General features: G+C 70.0%; 14 protein-coding genes and 1 pseudogene. 7 read left to right on the forward strand and 8 right to left on the reverse strand.

All coding sequences use genetic code 11. The features are described 5' to 3' along the window. The first annotated feature begins 170 nt into the window (after nt 1-170). The 4 genes from Q0379_RS07325 (at nt 171) to Q0379_RS07340 (ending at nt 7,298) form a co-directional block, all read left to right on the forward strand. On the forward strand, nt 171-692 hold the full coding sequence (locus Q0379_RS07325) for an RNA polymerase sigma factor (RefSeq protein ID WP_299006390.1): 522 nt from the start codon (nt 171-173) through the stop codon (nt 690-692). Next, on the forward strand, nt 689-1,681 hold the full coding sequence (locus tag Q0379_RS07330) for a FecR family protein (RefSeq protein WP_299006394.1): 993 nt from the start codon (nt 689-691) through the stop codon (nt 1,679-1,681). Before Q0379_RS07325 ends, Q0379_RS07330 begins: the two co-directional genes overlap by 4 nt. Nucleotides 1,682-1,797: 116 nt before the next feature. Further along, a complete protein-coding gene (locus tag Q0379_RS07335; protein WP_299006399.1) occupies nt 1,798-4,851 on the forward strand; it encodes a TonB-dependent receptor in 3,054 nt (1,017 codons plus the stop codon). A gap of 35 nt (nt 4,852-4,886) precedes the next feature. Beyond that, nucleotides 4,887-7,298, forward strand: a complete 2,412-nt coding sequence (locus tag Q0379_RS07340; protein WP_299006402.1) for a prolyl oligopeptidase family serine peptidase — start codon at nt 4,887-4,889, stop codon at nt 7,296-7,298. On the opposite strand, the gene Q0379_RS07345 is transcribed toward Q0379_RS07340, so the two are convergent. The 3 genes from Q0379_RS07345 to Q0379_RS07355 form a co-directional block, all read right to left on the reverse strand. Beyond that, nucleotides 7,223-9,067: an asparagine synthase C-terminal domain-containing protein gene (locus Q0379_RS07345; RefSeq protein WP_299006405.1), complete on the reverse strand. Its 1,845-nt coding sequence runs from the start codon at nt 9,065-9,067 to the stop codon at nt 7,223-7,225. The two genes, Q0379_RS07340 and Q0379_RS07345, sit on opposite strands and share 76 nt — an antisense overlap. A 1-nt stretch (nt 9,068) precedes the next feature. Continuing rightward, complete coding sequence (locus Q0379_RS07350) at nt 9,069-9,716, reverse strand: lasso peptide biosynthesis B2 protein (protein ID WP_299006407.1); 648 nt, start codon at nt 9,714-9,716, stop codon at nt 9,069-9,071. Between the two features lie 888 nt (nt 9,717-10,604). Continuing rightward, nucleotides 10,605-11,189 carry a GntR family transcriptional regulator gene (locus Q0379_RS07355; RefSeq protein ID WP_299006410.1) on the reverse strand — a complete coding sequence of 195 codons (585 nt, stop codon included), beginning with the start codon at nt 11,187-11,189 and terminating at the stop codon, nt 10,605-10,607. A gap of 337 nt (nt 11,190-11,526) precedes the next feature. On the opposite strand from Q0379_RS07355, the gene Q0379_RS07360 reads away from it, so the two are divergent. Then, a complete protein-coding gene (locus Q0379_RS07360) occupies nt 11,527-12,069 on the forward strand; it encodes a helix-turn-helix transcriptional regulator (RefSeq protein WP_299006413.1) in 543 nt (180 codons plus the stop codon). On the opposite strand, the gene Q0379_RS07365 is transcribed toward Q0379_RS07360, so the two are convergent. Next, nucleotides 12,066-12,410, reverse strand: coding sequence for a DUF736 domain-containing protein (locus tag Q0379_RS07365; RefSeq protein WP_299006416.1), 345 nt, complete (start codon nt 12,408-12,410; stop codon nt 12,066-12,068). The two genes, Q0379_RS07360 and Q0379_RS07365, sit on opposite strands and share 4 nt — an antisense overlap. A 386-nt stretch (nt 12,411-12,796) precedes the next feature. Further along, the gene (locus Q0379_RS07370) at nt 12,797-13,117 is read right to left on the reverse strand and encodes a DUF736 domain-containing protein (RefSeq protein WP_299006418.1); all 321 of its coding nucleotides are present in this window, start codon (nt 13,115-13,117) and stop codon (nt 12,797-12,799) included. Nucleotides 13,118-13,598: 481 nt separating this feature from the next. On the opposite strand from Q0379_RS07370, the pseudogene Q0379_RS24160 reads away from it, so the two are divergent. Beyond that, nucleotides 13,599-13,748: pseudogene (locus Q0379_RS24160) on the forward strand (DUF736 domain-containing protein); the annotation flags it as partial. Between the two features lie 107 nt (nt 13,749-13,855). Continuing rightward, nucleotides 13,856-14,275 (forward strand): thermonuclease family protein, encoded by a 420-nt coding sequence (locus Q0379_RS07375; RefSeq protein ID WP_299006420.1) that lies wholly within the window; start codon nt 13,856-13,858, stop codon nt 14,273-14,275. 6 nt (nt 14,276-14,281) lie between these two features. Here the strand turns inward: Q0379_RS07375 and Q0379_RS07380 are convergent, their stop codons facing one another. From Q0379_RS07380 to Q0379_RS07390, 3 genes are all read right to left on the reverse strand, one after another. After that, a complete protein-coding gene (locus tag Q0379_RS07380; protein ID WP_299006423.1) occupies nt 14,282-14,719 on the reverse strand; it encodes a hypothetical protein in 438 nt (145 codons plus the stop codon). A 154-nt stretch (nt 14,720-14,873) separates the two neighbouring features. Next, a complete protein-coding gene (locus tag Q0379_RS07385; protein ID WP_299006426.1) occupies nt 14,874-17,210 on the reverse strand; it encodes an MGMT family protein in 2,337 nt (778 codons plus the stop codon). 90 nt (nt 17,211-17,300) lie between these two features. Further along, the coding region (locus Q0379_RS07390) for a sigma-70 family RNA polymerase sigma factor (RefSeq protein ID WP_299006428.1) at nt 17,301-17,761 on the reverse strand (461 nt) is incomplete at its 5' end.

Genomic DNA, 17,761 nt, shown 5'->3' on the forward strand with positions numbered 1-17,761 from the left:
GACGGCGCAGTGTCGACATGAATCGAGAAACCCCAGACTTACAAGTCTGGAATGTCAGTCGGACCACCGCCTGTACTGAGGACGCAGTACATCGTATTTCGGCATTTTACCCCTTCACACGTCGTATCAACTGCGGGATTCTGTGGGGCAATCTCTGGTTGGAAATCCCCGTGGACGGCTCGCTACCCCCAACGCCGAGTTTGGCGGAAGTCAACGCGGCGCTCGAACGACTCTGCCGGCGTCACGACCGATGGCTGCGCAACAAGCTTCGCGTCCGCTATGGCGCGGCGCTCGCTGACGATCTGGCGCAAGACACCTACCTGCGCGCCGCGCCGTACGAGGTCGCCGGCAAGATCCGCCACCCCAAGGCGTTTCTGATGGAAATCGCCGACAACCTTGCGCGCGACTGGTACCGCAGTCGCCGCCGCGAGATCGGCCCGGACGAGTCCGCTCGGGTGATCGATGGGGCTGCCGAGCACGCGCAGCAGGAGGTCCAGACCAACCTTTCTCGAATCGTGCTGGCCCTGCCGTCTAAGTTGCGCGATGTTTTTGTCCTGACCCACATCGAGGGCCTGTCCTATGCCGATGTCGCGAAGCTCAGGAACATTCCGGTGACGACGGTTCATCATCGCATGCGCGAAGCGCTGGCACTGACACGGCGGGCATTGCGAGAGACGAACACCTCGTCATGATCGCCAACACGCCAGAAACCGAGCAGCGCGACCTCGAGGCCGCCGACTGGTTCGCGCGCCTGAGCCGCACGCCGATCGAGACCGAGGAACTGACGCGCTTCCAGCGCTGGAGCCGCGATCCGGCCAATCTGGCCGCATACAACGAGATCGAAGACATCAGCCGGGCCGTGCGGGACCTTCGCGACGACCCGACCCTGCGCGCGGCGGCGAAAGACGCGCTGGCACGCTCGCCTGAACGTCAGCGCCGCGCCTTGGCCGCCGATTGGCGCGTCTGGGGCGCGGGCCTGGCCCTGGCCGGCACGATCGGCGCGGCCGTCGTCGTGCTCAGGCCCTTCACCACCGACACCTACAGCACCCGCATCGGCGAGATCTCCAGCCTTCGACTGGACGATGGGACCCAGGTCCGGCTCAACACCGACAGCAAGCTACGGGTGCGGTTCTCAGGCGGGTTGCGCCGCGTGGAGCTGGTGCGCGGTCAGGCCTACTTCGAAGTCGCGCATGACACCGCGCGTCCGTTCGTGGTCGCCGCTGGCCTCGCCGACGTGCGCGCGGTTGGCACTCAGTTCGATGTCCGGCGCACGGGGGAAGAAGTCCGGGTCGTGCTCGCCCAGGGCCGGGTCGCCGTCACCGGACGGCAGGCGGGGAAGGACAGCTGGACGCTCGCCCCGGGCCAGGGGCTCGTGCTCGGCGGCGCGTCGGCCGCGCCAAGCCCAATCCCGGTCGACGTCGCGGCGGCCACCAGCTGGCGCACCGGCACCCTCACCTTCCATGGCGCGACCCTGGCCGAGACGGTCGAGGAGCTGAACCGCTACAGCAAGACCAAGATCGTCCTGGAGGACTCCGCGCCGCGAGGCCAGGTCGTCAATGGCGCCTTTCAGGCCGGCGACGTGGCCGAGTTCGTGTCGGCCGCCACCCTGCTGTTCGGCCTGAAGGCGACGCCCCTGGAGAACGGCGACATCGCGCTGAGCGCCAAGGCCGCGCCGACGTGACGTCATAATTTTTTCACGAGCCAACTACCCGAGCCCCCCCTGTTGCGCGTCCCCCCTCCACCGCTGACGGCAAAAGCGCCTCGCCAAGACGGCGCCCGTCAGCCTGGGGGATGAGAATGAATAGGTTCCAGGAACTGCTGATCGGCGGCGCGGCGATGGCGATGCTGGCGGCGGGGCCGGCCTGGGCGGCCGACCCGGCAGAGACCCGCGCGCCGGTGAAAATCAGCGCGGGCCCGCTCGATGCGGCGATCCTCAGCCTGGCCAGCCAGACCCACGTCCGGATCCTGTTCTCAGGCGACCTGGTGGCCGGCCGCCGCGCGCCGGCGCTGGACGGCCGCTATAGCGCCCGGCAGGCCCTGGAGCAGCTTCTGGCCGGCACTGGGATCGAGGCGCGGCAGGCCAGCCGCGGGGTGCTGATCCTGCAGGCCGCTCGCCAACCGGTGTCCACCGCGCCGCGCCCGGCCGGGCCGATCAGCGATCGGACACGCACCGCCACAGCGCCATCCATGCCTTCGACAAGCGCGCGCGACGCCGCGCCGTCCGAAGCCGTCACCGAGCTCTCCGAGATCGTGGTCGGCTCCCATATTCGCGGGGTCAAGGATGGCGCCTCGCCGGTGCTGGTCGTCGACCGCGCGGAGATCGACCGCGCCGGCTACGCCACCGTCGCCGACGCCCTGAGCAACCTTCCGCAGGCGTTTGGCGGCACAACCAGCGACGACGCCAGCACCACCGGATCGGACCCCACCACCACCAACGCCAACCGGGCGACCGCCGTCAATCTGCGAGGCCTGGGCGCGGACGCGACTCTGGTGCTGATCAACGGGCGCCGGATGGCGGGCGCCGGTCTGATGGGCGACTTCGCCGACATCTCCTCCATTCCGCTTGCCGCCGTGGCGAAAATCGAGGTGCTGCTCGACGGGGCCTCGGCGCTCTACGGGTCGGACGCGGTCGGCGGCGTGGTCAACATCGTCATGCGCGACCGCTACGACGGCGCCGAGACCCGAGCGCGGATCGGCGGGTCGACGCGGGGCGACCTTGGGCAAAAGCAATTCGCCCAGACCTTCGGCCACGGCTGGGGCAGCGGCTCGATCCTGCTCAGCGGCGAGTACCAGAGGCGCGACATGCTGATGGCCTCCCGCCGCGCCTACACAGCCGACGCTGATCTACGGAGCCTCGGCGGCACGGACCACCGTCTCTATTACAGCCAGCCGGCCACGGTCCTGGGGATCGACCCGGTCACGTTCTCGCTCGTGCCGATCTATGCGATCCCGGCCGGTCAGGACGGCACCAACCTCAAGCCCAGCGACTTCCTGCCCGGTCAGCGCAACCTGGCCAACTGGCGCAAGCCCATGAGCCTCCTGCCCACCCAGGAGCGCGGCAGCCTCTACGTCGCCGCCACCCAGGACGTGGGCTCGCGCGTCACCTTGACGGCGGACGCGCGCTACAGCGATCGGCGCTACACCGACTACTCGGTTGCGCCCCAGACGACGCTGACGGTAGGCCGTAACAACCCCTACTTCGTCTCGCCAAACGGCTCGGCGTCACACTATCTGGCCTACTCGTTCCTCAACGAAACGACGGGCCTCAAGACGGCCGGCAGCGTCCAGAGCCGCGGGCTCTCGCTGGGCGCCAAGGTGCGTCTGCCAGGCGACTGGCGCCTGGACGCCTATGTCCAGCACGCCGAGGAGATCGGCATCAGCCGCTCCACGACGATGCTCAACTCGACCTTTCTGAACGAGGCGCTGGGCAACACGCCCGACAATCCGGCGACGACCTTCAGCGCCGCCCGCGACGGCTACTTCAACCCGTTCATCGGCACGGGCCGCAACAACCAGACGGTCCTGGACTTCGTGACTTCCGGCTGGGAGACGCGGCGCACGGTCGGTCGCCTGGACACGGCCAGCATGACCGCCGACGGCGCCCTCTTCCGCCTGCCGGCCGGACAGGTGCGGCTGGCGGTCGGCGCCCAGGTGCGCGAGGAGCACCTCAAGACCATCGGCCTGTCGTTCGCCTCGAGCCTCGCGCCGGTCGCCAACTTCTCCCGCTACGGCGACCGCAAGGTCGGCGCCGTCTTCGCCGAGGCGCGTGCGCCGCTGTTTGGGCCCGACAATCGGCGACCGGGCCTGGAGCGGCTGGACCTGTCGCTAGCCGTTCGCCGGGAGCACTACGAAGGCGGCGCCACGAGCACCGTGCCCAAGCTTGGCCTCGTCTGGTCGCCGGTACGGGACTGGAGCCTCAAGGCCACCTACGGGGAATCCTTCCGCGCGCCGTCCCTGGGCGAATTGACCGACGCCCAGCGTGTCACGCCCGTCAACATCAGCGTCGGGTCTGGCACGGTCCTGACCCTGCTGCGCTATGGTGGGAACCCCGATCTGCAGCCGGAGACCGCCAAGTCGTGGACAACGGGCCTGGAGTACGCGCCCGCGGCCAATCCGGACATCCGCCTGAACGCCACCCTGTGGGACACCGCCTTCAAGGGCCGCATCGGCCAGCCGGCGATCAACAACCTCTCCACGGTGCTGACCGCGCCGGACCTGGCGCCGTTCCGCCAGTTCATCAGCCCCACCACGAACCCGGCGGACCTGGCGCTGGTGAAAGACCTGCTCAAGCAGGCTTCGAGCACGATCGCCGGGCTCTACGCGCCAGAGGCTTATCTCGCCATCGCCGATGCCCGCTACGTGAACACCGGCGACTTCCAGGTCCGGGGCCTGGACCTGTCGGGAACCTACGGCCTGCGCGTGGCCGGCGATCCCGTGGTGATTTCGGCCAATCTCTCATGGCTGCTGACCTACAAGCGCAAGATCACGGCCGCCGCCCAGAGCGTCGAACTGGCTGGGACGGCTGAAAACCCCGCCGACCTGCGGGCTCGGGTGTCGGCCACCTGGACCCATGGCCCCTACAGCCTCACCGGAAGCCTCAACCACACCGGCGACCTCGCCACGGTCGGTGGTGGACACATCGCCGCCCAGACGACCGCCGATCTGCAGATCCAGTACACGGCGCGGGCCCGCAGCGGTCCCTTCAAGGGCTTGGCGGTGGCGCTCAGCGTCCAGAACCTCTTCGATCGCGATCCGCCGTTCTACGACTCCCCGGTCGGGGTCGGCTATGACCCGGCCAACTATGATCCGGCCGGCCGCGTCGTCGCGCTGCAGCTGACCAAGGCCTGGTAGGCCCCGATTTCTCCCTAAACACCCGGAGTTCCGTGATGCGAACCTTCGCAGCGCTTGCGCTCGCCTGCGCGCTGGGCGTTTCGCCCGCCCGCGCCGAGCGCCCTTACACCGTCGAGGACCTGCTGTCGCTCGAAGACCTTGGCCGCGCCGCCTTTTCACCCGACGGGCGATGGCTGATCCTCGAGCGACAGGGGCCCTTCAAGCACGCTCCCAACTTCGACCACGAGTGGCTTCACAGCCAGACGATCAGCCGGTTGCTGGTGATGGACGTGACGTCGGGCGGACCCCCGCGCGATCTCCTGCCCGCCGACCCCGGGGCCGGGGACACGTTCGGCGCGTTCTCGCCCGATGGCGCGCGGGTGCTGGTGTTTCGCCTCAAGGATCATCGCCGCGAAATGGGTGTCGTCACCCTGGCCACCGGGGAAACCCGGTGGTCGGGCCTGACCGTGGAGGCCGAGGCCTGGAACGCCTTCGCCCGGTGGCGAAATGACCGCGAGGTCATCGTGGTCGACAAGCCGCCGGAAATCGCCTCGCCGCTGCTGGGCGCCGGATGGCAGACCCAGGCGCGAATGACGGCGGCCTGGGCCGACCAGAGCCGTGGCCTCTATTCCGGCGTCGTGATCGGAAGCGGTCGCTACCGGGACCTGACGCCGGCCCCGCCGCCTCTCTCGCTGGTCGCCTTCGACGCCACCACCGGCGCGGCAAGGCCGCTGGCCAAGGGGACCTATGTCGACATGCTGCTCTCTCCCGGCGGCGCCTACGCGGCGATGATCGAGGAAGACGGCCTCGTCCAGCCCGACGCCAGCGTCCCCAAGGCATTGGGCGGCGAACTGGCGCGCTGGCGGCGGCTTAGCCTGATCGATCTGGAAACGGGCCGGCGCACCGCGCCTTGCGCGCGGTGTGACCTGATGCGCAGGACCTGGGCCTGGTCACCGGACGGCAAGGCCCTCGTGGCGGCCGCGCGTGAGGGTGACCGTTACGGCAAGCCCTACGGCTATTGGCGGTTCTCCCGGGAGGGCCGGGCCCTCCCCCTGGCCCCGGACCTGACCGTCGACGTCGGCTGGCGCGAGGTCATGGTCCAGCCTCAGGGTCAGGCAGCGTGGATTGGCGGTCAGCCGGCAGGCCTGGCGAGACGGGCCGGCGACGCTCGCGCCGACTGGTGGAGCCTTGGTCCAAAGCCGCGCAACCTCACGGCCAAACTGGGGAAGCCGCTCGGCCTGGCCTTGGCCTCCAATGGCAAGAGGGCCTTAGTCCGCACCGCCGACGGGGTGTTTCGGCTCGACGGACGGGCCGCGCCGGTTCGTGTCGCCGAGGCGAGCGCCCAGCTCACCCCCGGCCAGTTGCAGCCCGGCGAACGCCCGTCGGTGCTGCTCGACCAAGCCGGCGCCCGGACGCGTTGGCTGAGCCCCGACGGGACCGGAGACCGCGCCGCTGTCACCGATCCGGCGCTTCGGGTCCTGGCCTTTTCGGCCCGATCTGGCGCCGTGCTGGCCGCGTCCCAGGATCGGCACGGCGTCACCCGCGTCACCCTGCTTCGCCGGGAGGCTGCGCCGGTCGCGGTGACCACGATCAACCAGCCGCTGGCGGAGGTCCAATTCGCCGAGGCGATCGGCGTCCAGCACAAGGGCCTTCACGGCGAGGCTCTGACCTCGTGGCTCTATTTGCCGGCGGGCCACAAGGCAACGGACGATCGTGGCCTGGTGATCATCCCCTACCCCGGCACGCGCTACGACGTCGCGCCGGCCGGCTACGCGCCCGGTTCTGCGAACCTCTACACCAGCGTCCAGCTGCTCGTCGCCAAGGGCTACGCGGTGCTGGCGCCCAGCTTGCCGCTGGCGCAGGACGAACCACTCGCGCCGCGGCTGGCCGAGGCCATCTTGCTGGCCGTCGACGCCGCGCGCCGCCAGCAAGCGGGTCTCTCGGCGACCAAGCTGGCCTTGTGGGGGCAAAGCTTTGGCGGGACGGCCACGCTGCTGGCGGGCGCTGAATCGCCGCGCTTCAAGGCGCTGATCGCCTCGGCCCCGATCACCGATCCTGGCTGGATCCACGACACGCTACGTCCCGGCGTCCTGGCCGCCCCGGAGGTCTATACGACGCTGGGCGGGTTTGCGGCCTACACGGAGTCCGGCCAGGGCCGGCTGGGCGCCAAGCCCGAGGACGCGCCGGAGCTCTACCGGGCCAACAGTCCGCGATACCAGGCTGCAAAGATCACGGCTCCGGTGCTGATGTTCTTCGGCGACAACGATTTTGGCGTCATGCAGGCGCTGGGCATGATCTCGGTCCTGGCCCGCGAGGGCAAGGACGCCCAGCTGGTCGTCTATCGCGGCGAACAGCATGCGCCGATCAGCCCTGGAAACATCCGCGACACCTATCAACGCGCCTTCGCCTTCCTGGAGGAGGCGTTCGGCGGTCCCGAGGCGGTCACCGGCGCCCCCTCTGCGCCCTGACGGCGGGCCGCCGCGATCCTCCCCTCCCAGTGGCCGACCCAGGCCTCAAGGGTCGCGGCGGCCAGGATCTCCACCGTGGCGTCCTTCCACACCATCGCGTCGACGCTCAGCGCCGCCTCAAGGCGCTCGGCGTCGATCAGCCCCTCGGCCGCCAGTCGCCCTTCGAGCAGGAATGGCCGAAGGAAATCGAGGCTGGCCGCGAGGCTCCGACCCAGGAACACGCTGATGTCGCCCTTGGAGCGCCTTTCGAGGATCGACGGGGGCAAACGATCGGCGAAGGCGGTGCGGGCGTAACTGCGCTCGGTCTCGCCGGCGCTCAGCACCGTTGCGGGTATGCCAAGGCAGAGCTCGATCACCGGCTGGCTGAGCAACGGGTGCGCCAGCCGGGCGCGTTCGGCGCGGCGCGTCGCCCCGTTCAGGGTCAGGCTCATCACCAGGCCAGCGATCTGGGCCTGCTTGCCCGCCGCCGCGCCCGCGCCGTCTTCGATCCACGGGTGCTTGGCATGGGCCGCGCCACGTCGGACGATCCCGGATGACGATATGTGAGCCTCCGGCGCGAACCGGCCGGGCTTGCGGCGCAGCGCCTCCAGCGACAGGCTCCAGACCGATCGCCGGGTGCGCCGGGCCACCTCGGCCAGCCGCCGCAAGCGCGAGCCTTCACACGGCGCGCCCGCCAGGAGATCGGCGGCCAGGCTCGCGGCTCCCACCTGCAGGAAGACGACGTCGCCGCCATGGCCGGTGAACAGGACGTCGGCGCCCGCCGTCTCCAGGGCCTGGCTCAAGGCCAGGTCGTAACCCGGATCCAGGGCGTTGAAGTTGGGACGCGCGGATGCGGCGCTGAGCGCAAAGGTCGATGCGTCCAGGGCGAAGGGCGTTCGCCGCACCATCTCCAGCGGAACGCCGGCCCGCTGCGCGGCGGCCGAGGCGTATGCGCGCTCGTCGGCCTCGGCCTGGTCGCGGAAGAAGTTGATCGCCTGGTCGGGCGCGTGGCCGACGGCCGCCAGGCTCGTGGCGACGATCGCCGAGTCCAGCCCGCCGGAAATCTCACAGACGATCTTGTCGGCGTCTGCGGCGAGCCCCGCGACGACGCCGTCGACGCAGGCGCGCAGCTCCTCCCGGCTCCCCCAGGCGTGCCGGTCTCGCCGCTGCGCGAACCGGGCGGGCGACCAGAGCCGGCGTTCGATCCGCCCGCCCAAGCCCGACCGGCTGGCGCCAGGGTCCACGGACACCACGCCGCGCAGCGGCAGCGCGCCGCCGCTGATGGCGGGGTCGGCCAGCACATCGCCGATCCGGTCCCAGTCCACGGCCAGGTCGGGCGGCGCGGCCAGGCCGTCGGGGAGGACCGACCCGATCGCTGTCACCCCATCGCGGCCCCAGACGAAAGCCTCGATCGATCCGGTCGGATCGCGCAGGACGGTCGGCGGCGTCCGGCGATCGCGGGCGAGCACGGCCACGTAGCCGCCCCAGGTCCGCTCGATCAGCCAGGCGCAGGCGTCCGCGGGATCATGCTCGACCAGGCCGGCCAGGTCGGCCGCGGCCAGCGGTCCAGCACCGGGCACGGCGCGGGAGTGCGCTCGTCCCACCAGGACGCCGCCGACGCCCTGCCCTCCGCCCAGCGCCAGCAGCGGCGGCGCCGTTCCCTGGACCAGGACTGCTAGGGCGAAAGCCTTGAGCGCGACGCGCCATCCACGCGCCTGCAGATCGGCGACCATGGCGTCGAACGCCTGGCCCGGCTGGCCGGGCTCGTGCACGAGGACCAGATACGCCATCTTAGCGCACCATGATCGGGTGATAGGCCGCCACCCGCTCGGCCTCGTCGTCGAGCGCGACGTCGCCGGCCTGCAGCCAGCAATGGGCCCGGAACGGCCAGGTCCGCACCCCAAACATCCAGTCGACCGAATGTCCGAGCGTCTCCAGGTAGGTCCTGAGCAGGTGGCTTCGGTAGAGGCAGAGCCCGTCCAGCGGCAGCCATGGCGCCAGCCGTCGAAAGACCGCCAGGTCCCGCAGCAGGTCCGGACTTGGCGGCGGCGCCCCCGGCGTCCGGTCGGGCAAGAGCCGGCCGAAAGCCCGACGGCGTCCGCGGGCGGCGACGATCGCCGCCTTGCCGACGGCGCGCCAGTGACGCCAGGCCGGCCGGGCCGCCGCCTGGTCATCGCCGCTGATCAGGGCTCGGGCGGTGCGCACGGGCGCGGCCGCCGGCGTCGCCCGGCGCGGCGCGATCGTGTCGGTCGTGGCCAGGCCCGAGGCGCACAGCCCGTCCGCCAGCGCCTGCTCGGACGTCGACAGCAGCGCGCCGTCGATCTCCAGGGTCGCGCCGATCTGGGGCAGGCAGAAATAGGCGTCGGCCTTGACGTCCAGAAAGACGGCGTCGCCGTCGATCATCACGCCGTGAATGTCCTCGCCAAGACGAAGCTGCATCGTGGACCTCTGGGAATTGGAGGATCGACAATGGGCCGCCGGACGCCCCGGCGGCGGCCCGACCGAGGGTCAGAGCGGGTCGTATCGGAAGATCATGTTGTCTTCGAGAAAGAGCGTGCCGCCGGCGGACTGGGTCAGAGCCGAGGCCCTGCCCACGCGGGTCAGAACGAAGGTGCGCGTCATCGACTGTCTCCATGAGGGGCGCCGCGAGGATTTGCGGCGCCTCAAGGAGGCCGGGCCGTTCAACTATATTCAAACCTATATTTGACCGCTCGGCCCCCTCGGCGCTCAGAGGTCGAAACGGTGGATCGGACTGACGTCCTCGGGAAAGGTGACGCCCTTGCTCTGGATCAGGCGGCTGGCCTGACCCAGGGGTATGAGCCGGTAGGTCGGGATCATCGAGAGTCTCCATTTTCTGGGGGCGGCTGGGCCCTTTTTCGGCAACGCGAGCGCTGGCCGCCATAGCTGGCGGCCAGCGGCCGGCGCTACATCCAGCGCAGCGGCCCGAAATCCTCGGGCACGAGCATGCCGCCGCCGGCCTTGGTCAGCGTGACAGCCCGGCCCAGGCGGATCAGATGAAATCGCACGTGCATGGCGTGCTCCTGGGTTTGCAGTGGAAGTCCTCCGGCCGATGGCCTTCGCCCGGCCGGACCGAAAGGCGGCGCGGGACACGAGCGCGCCCCGCGCCGATCCCGATCAGCTGCCGCTGTAGCGCTGGGTCGGGTTGGCCTCCTCCGGCACCAGCGGAATCCCGCCGCCCTGGGTCAGCTGCTTGGCGTGTCCGAGACGGATCAGGCGGATGGTGGTGGTCATGGTCGCCTCCTTCTGGCGATGTCACCGCGGGTTGCGGCGTTACCATCGGGCGCCTTTAGTTGAGTATATTCAACGCTATATTCGGGAGCGCCGCAGCAGCCCGTGGGCCAGGATGTCGGCGCTGCGCTCGATCCGCCGCTGGAAGTGGCGGCGCACTGCCCGGATGAACGGGGGCCCGCCTTCGCTGAGCGCCGACACCAGCCGCGCACCCTCCTCTGCCGGATCCCCGCAGACAGCCGCCTCGTCCAGGGCCAGCGGCGCCAGCTCGGTCTGGACCCGTGCGAAGGCGCGGCTGAAGGCCCGGTTGCCGCCGTGGCCGATGACCCCGGCCAGCACCGCGCCGGCGTCGTTCGCCCCGGCAGGGACGACTCCAGTGGGCCGGCGCCGGAATGCAGCCAGCACCAGCAGTAGGGCCAGCTCGTAGCTCTGGGCGAGATCCTCGGCCTCGTGGGTGGCGCCGACATAGCCGCTGCGTGTGCGGCCGATCAGGCTTTCGCCGGCCAGCCAGGCCAAAGCCTCGCGCACGGGCGTCTGGCTGACGCCAAGGTCGGCGGCAAGGAGGTTGATCAGGAGCGGCGCGCCCTGAAGCGGTCCAGCCGCCACCAGGCGCTGGCGAAGGGCGTCGATGGTGCGTTCGAACGGATCGCGATCTCGGCCCAACCGGCGGCCCCCAGCAAAAGCTGCAAGCCTGTCGCCGCGCTGATGGCCCGTCGAGCGTGACTGGACCGGTAAACGGACAATCGGGTCGAACGGGCGACTCGCTCGCCTCGATCCGCAAGGTATCGGGGGGACGTTGCCGGATCGTTGCCGATCCTCTCCGCGATCGTTGCGTAAAATGCCGCAAGGCTCCGCCGATCACGACTGGACACCCCTTCCATCCGTCGAATGCCGCTGCGCCGCAGCATCGTCAGGGGACGGCGGAACAATCGGCAATTGCACTCCACCGCTAGTGGAGGGCTAATAGACATCTAAAGTTGTTAGTCGTGTGGAGTGAGGCATGTCTGGCCCGCCGTCGACACCGCTGGCCCGACAAGCCCGCCTCCTGAAGAAAATCCTGAAGTTGGTGCGCAAGGAGCGGCGGATGTCCCAGCAGGAGGTCGCTGACAGCATGCGCATCCCCTTGCGGACCTATCAGGACTTCGAAGCCGGCAGCGGCGCCTTGGACCTGCGCAAGCTGCGCCTGTTCGCCCGGGCCACGCGATCAGATCCGGTGGCCCTGCAGCTGGCCCTGTTCTTCAAGCGCCCGGAGGTGGCGCTGTACACGATCGACAGCAAGCTGCCGATGACCTTCTGGATCGCCTTTTTCGAGCTGATGACCAAGGTCGGGGCGAGCCTGAACGTCGTACCGCCCAGGCTCGTCTTGTCGGGCATGCGGCGGATGACCGAGGAGATCGACGACTATCTGGTCCGCCATGCCGCGAGCGCCGAGACCTATCTCGAGAAGGCCTGGGCCGACATCTACAACGACGACGGCGACGAGGAGGATGATGTCGCCGCCGACAATGATGACGAAGGAGGCCCCGACGGGGCGGTCGGCTAGGCTGGCGCCGGCGCGGCGGCCGGTGGCGGATCGGCGCGCCGGAACCAGACCAGCGGCAGGACACCGTCCTCGGCGGCCATGATCCGGCCGCTGATCGGCTCGGGCCAGCTGGGGTCGTCGAGCTTGAGACCCAGCACCGCGCCGCTGGCGTCGCTGACCCGCCAGGCCGCGCCGCATTCGAGCGCGACGCCGCCCGGGCGCGTCGACATGGCGATGTAGTCCGGCGCCTTGGCCGAGAACTTCTCGGCAGGCGTCAAGCTGACGGTGACGTCGAGGGCCAGCGTGTCGATACGTCCGCTGAAACCGTCGCCGTCACGGCGGAAATGTCCGATCGTGGTCATGGAAGCATCCTTCGAGGCTGTGGTCGCGCCCGCCCGGTTGATCGAAGCGAAGGCCCGTCCGGCGGCGGCTCAAGGACCAGCTGGGGGGAGTTGAGCTGGTCGGTCGAGCCGCCGCCTCGCCGTGCTCCGGGGGGACGAGAGCGCGGCGACGGCGCGGGTGCGATGGGGACGCCTGGGCGGGCGGTTGGAAGCGTCCTCGCGAACCCGCAAGACCGTTCTGAGCCGCCCGCGCCGGGGTCTCAAGGCGTCCAGCCGGCCGGTCGTACAAAGACAGGCCCTGGCGTAGAAACGGCGGGTCCGCGCTCGCGTGCGGCCGCCGACCAAACCCCCAAAGCCTGCGCGCGCCGTGCCCGCCCCGCCGGATCGGCGGGGCGGGCTGGCTGCTGTCAGTCTTCCTTGGGGGCCGTGCTGCGCGACCAGACCAGGGTGTGGACGCCGTCCATCATGACCAGGGCGCAGTTGATCGCGTTGCCGAAGGATGGATCGTCCAGCCGGACCGACAGGTAGTCGTTCTTGTCCTTGCTGGTCTTCTTCCAGGCCGCACCCAGGTCGGCGTTGCCGGCCGTGACCCGAAAATCCGGCGCCTTGTCGCTGGACTTCTCGGCGACGGGGCGGAACTGGACCTTCTTGAGATTGATGGCCAGCGTGTAGATGGCGCCCGTGAACGAGCCGTCAGCGTTGGCGGCGAAGGTGCCGATGGTAGCCATGGTGGTCTCTCCGATCTGAACCGGGCCGCGCCGATCGCGGCCTCGATGGCGATCGCTGGACCGGGGCTTAAAGTCCGCCCCGCAGAGCGCGCCCAGCCGCCGTCCAGAGGATTGGGGGCGCGCTCCCGGAGCCTTGCGGAGGACCGAAGGCCTGGTTTTTCTTGCCTCGCGAGGAATGGGCCCGGCGCGCGAGCGGCCAGCCCAGGGGAAGAAAGATCAGGGCCAAGGTTGCGGGGACGGACCGGTCCCCGGTCAGATCAGGCCAGAAGAGGACGCGGTCGACGCGCCCGGCTCAGATCACCCGGAGAGACCTCCTGGCTATCGGAGGCGCCTTCGTCGCCAGGCTGATGGCTCGTTCACGGGCGCCATCCACGCTGTGGCCGTCGATCGCAAGACGTGTCCGTTCCATACGTCGTCGAGAAGCCGGTGACCCGGCGCCGAATTTCCGGGTTATGGCCGCGACGGCGACCGGGGCGCGGCCTGGAAGAAGACCAGCAAGGGCCAGGACAGACACCTGTCGGCCCGGCTGGACGGTCCGTCCTTCGGCGTGGCGATCCGCTTGCGCCCTGGTCATGATGAATGGCGCCGCATCCTGGTCTGGTCGCGCAGCGCTGGCCCCAAGGAAGACTGATAGCGGCCAGTCCGCCCGCCGAGCCGGCAGGGCGGGCGCGGCGGGCGATTGTTTGGGGCCATGACCATCAACGTGGACGCACGGGCGAAGCGGTCTATAGGGCCGCCATGACCGCCCTTGCCCTTGTCGCCGGCGCCGTGATCGCCTGCACCGCGCCGACCGTCCACGATGGCGACACCCTGCGCTGCGGGCCTGACCGGATCCGCCTGTTTGGCGTGGATGCGCCAGAGGTGCGGCGCGGCAAGACCCCGGCCGAACCCCTCGCCTATGAGGCCCGCGACCTGCTGACCAAGCTGACGCGCGGACGCGTCGGATGCAGGGTGGTCGACGAGGATCGCTATGGCCGCAAGGTGGCGCGCTGCTGGTCGAGCGCCAGCCCCGATCTCAACGCCGCGATGATCCGCTCGGGCCTGACGACCGAATGGCGCGCCTACAGCAACGGCGCCTACGCCGCCGCCCAGGACGAGGCGCGCACGGCCGCGCGCGGCTTATGGGCGCCGGGGGCGGCCCCGCGTCGCCTGCGCTGACGGCCCTCAGACCGGACCGTGCGCGCCAGCGCGCTCTTCGGCCAGAAACCGTTCGAGCGCCTCCAGCGCCTCCTGCTCGGCGGCGCGTAACCGGGCCAAGGCGTCCGGATCAGGCAGCGGGCGGAACGTCTCCAAGGCCTGCTCGACCGCATCGCGGGCTTTGAGCCAACGTTCGCGCAAGGGCCGCCACTGGCGATCCCAGAAAACGAACGGGCGTGCATCCGGCGAGGCGACCTTGGTCAGGAAGGTGCTGAGGACCCTGACCTCGCCCCGCGCGGCGTCATCGCAGGCGACGGTGACTTTCCAGGCGTTCGGCGGCGGCGAGCCTGGACCGCGCGGCGCGCCGACCGAGGGCGGCCCTTCGACAGCCACCACCGTGCCCAGCCCGAATTTGCGATGATCCACGCGGTCGCCCTCGGCGAGCGGGCACGGCGGCTGAGTCATGGGTCCTCCCTCGATGGAAGGATTTCATGAGCGCCCGCGCCATGCCAGAGCTGAAGCGTCTCAGGTCGTCAGCGAACACGGGAAAGCGGCCGATCCCAAAGGATCGGCCGCGCCGCCAAAGGGTGACGGGCGGCCCGAAGGCCGCCCGTCCAATCTAAGCCACAAAGGCGGCCAGGGCCTCGACTTCGGCCGCTTCGGCCTCGGTCTGCGCCAGCGCCTCCTGACCGACGCCGTCCAGCGAGGCCAAGGGCTCGGCCTCGTCGGTCAGGGCGTCAGCCGCCCCGAGCGCTTCGGCCAGGACTCCGGCGGTAGGCTCCGCCTCGAGCCCCGCCGCATCGGCAGGCCGGTCCTCGCCTTCCGGCCCAACCGCCGCCCCCGGCCCGGCCGGGTCCGGGTCGGCGCCCGGCTCGACCTTCGGCGCGACGGTGCGCAGCACCGCCGGAAGCCAGCCCGCCTCGACCAGCAGCGGCTCGGCGGCGGCGACCATTTCGGGCTTCTTGAGGCCCGACAGCCGCCCGGCCGCCTCGGCCGACACTGCGTCAGTCACCGCCGCGACGATCTGGGCCTTGGTGACGCGGTCCAGGTAGCGCGCCGCCGTCGGCTTCCAGTAGGCGCGCATGTCGAGATCGAGGGCCGTGGCCAGGGTCTCGACATGGGCCATGACCATCAGCGGCCGGCGCTCCCAGGACTTCACGCCGTCGAGCGTCAGGCTCACGCAGTGGGCCAGCAGGCTGGCGCGGCTGTCGCCGTCCAGGCCGACGACGAAGGCCCAGAGGTCCTCGGCCTGCGTCGGCATCTCACGCGCCCAGAGGCGATGGCGCTCGGCGATGGCCAGACCGGCGGGGCTGTCTTCGACGCCTTCCCCGAACTGGCCAAGGTCGCGCGAGCCCCAGCGGATGTCGAGGCAGGTCGCCGCGCCGCCCATGCCGAACACCCGGCTCACCAGGGCGTGGACCAGGGCCACCTGGGCAAGGTCCGGGTCCCGGGCCAGGGCGTCGCGCAGGGCGGCGCTGCGGTGGGCGGTAAGGTCGGCGACCACCCGCTCGGGCAGCGGCGCGGCCGGGTCACCAGCCGCTTCGTGGACGCTCTCGTCGTCCTCGGCCTCGGCCGCCGCGTCGTCCGCGTCGGATTGCTCCTCCTCCTCGTCCTCCCCGAGGCCGTCATAGCCGCGCTCCTCGGCGTCGCGGTCGTCCTCCGGCTCGGCTTCGGAGGCGGGCTCGTCTTCGGGACGCACGAAGCCCCGGTCGATCCGAACCTCGCCGTATTGGGTGAGGATGACGAGCACCCCGGCGCGGGCCTTTTCGTCGCCCGTGTAGCCGTAGTCTTCGCCCAAGGCCTCCAGTTCGGCGTCGATGGCCTCAAAGCGCGCGGCGACCTCGGGGGGCGGCGGCTCGACGTCCCCCCACTGGTCGGTCAAAGCCGCAGCCTCGGCCTGGAGGGCGCCGATGGCCGCGACGTCCTCGGGCGTGCGGGTCAGCACATGCTCGAAGACGCGCCCGCAGCCGTGACCGTGCGGGAAGTCGAGATGGGCTGACGCCCACTTCCAGCCTTCGCGGTCGCGGACCTCCTGGGCGATGGCGGCCAGCTTTTCGGCCACGAGCCGGTCCAGCAGGACCACATCCTCGGCCCAGCCGTCGTTGCCCTCGGTGAAGAGATCACGAAGCACCGGACCGCCCGCCGCCACATAGGCGTCCAGGCCCACGAACCGCAGGCGCCGGTCGTCGGCCGCGACCTTGGTCTCGGTCATCGCCCGGCGAATGGCGTAGGGCTGGCGGTTCTGGGCGGGCAGTTGGGCGTAGACCTGCATCTGCCGCTCTGGATCGGGATTGACGGCGAAGGCGGTCACCTGATCCAGGGTCAGGACTTCCTCGCGATAGAGATCGAGCAGCGCCGGGGCCACCGCCCCCAGGCGCAGCCGCTTGCGCACGATGTCGGGATTGATCCCGAAGCGCGCGCCGATCTCCTCGGCGCTGTAGCCCTTGCGCTCGGCGAGGTCATTGAAGGCTTCGTACTGGTCGGCCGGGTGCATGGGCTCTCGGCTCAGGTTCTCGTCCATCGAGACCTCGGCCGGGTCGTTGGTCGTATCGACCACGCACCGGACCGGCGCGCCCTTGGCCAGCGCCTTGCGCTTGGCCAGCAGGCGCAAGGCTTGGCGGCGCCCCTCCCCCGCGCTGACGAGATAATAGCCGGTCTCGCGTCCATCCTTGAACTCGGGCTCGACGACGAGCGGCTGAAGCACGCGGCCGACAAGGCGAGCGCGCCTCGGCATGCCCGCCATCGTGGCGACCTGGCCATAGGTCGCCACCCAGCCCAAAGGGATGCGCCGGATTACGGCGCAGATGGCTTCGACCGCTTTATCGCCTCGAAGTTGGGCAGCCTGAAGCGGCTTGCGCTTCGGCAGCATCGATAGCTTGCGCCGATCCCGGGTTGCCCAGCTTTGCAGCGGGCTGGACGCCGGGGGCGGCCCGCGACCCTTGTCCGAACGACGCATGGTGCGAAATCCCTGTCCCCCCGATCATGGGATGGCACTGGCAAGAAGGCCAGTGCCGGGCTTTTCAGGCGCGGCGCAAGGGGCGCGCGATCAGAAGACCTTGTGGATCCAGCCGTAGGGATCGGCGGCACGGCCGCGCTGAATGTTCACCAGAGAAGTCTTCAGCTCCTCCGTGCGGGCGCCCGATCCGCCATTGCCGATGGTGAACTCGCCGTCGGGCGAGCGCACCGTGCCGATCGGGCAATTCATCACTTCCGCAATTTCCTCGTAGCTCAAGCCTTCGATTTCTCGCAGCGTGATGGCCTGACGCAAATCTTCCGACAAGGCATCGATCGCGGCGTTCACGGTCGCGGCGATCTCCTTGCTGGCCAGCACCGCGTCGGGCGTGGCCATGTCTGTTTGTTCCGTTTGCGAAGAGGAAGTTTCATCGTCGTCACCGGAGATGGCCAAGGCGGCCTCGGTGATGATCGGATCCCGCTTGAGATCGGCCAACGCCTTCTTCGCGGTGTTCACCGCAATCCGGTACAGCCAAGTGTAGAACGCGGATTCCC

Source organism: uncultured Caulobacter sp. (genome assembly GCF_937900395.1).
Taxonomy (GTDB): Bacteria; Pseudomonadota; Alphaproteobacteria; order Caulobacterales; family Caulobacteraceae; genus Caulobacter.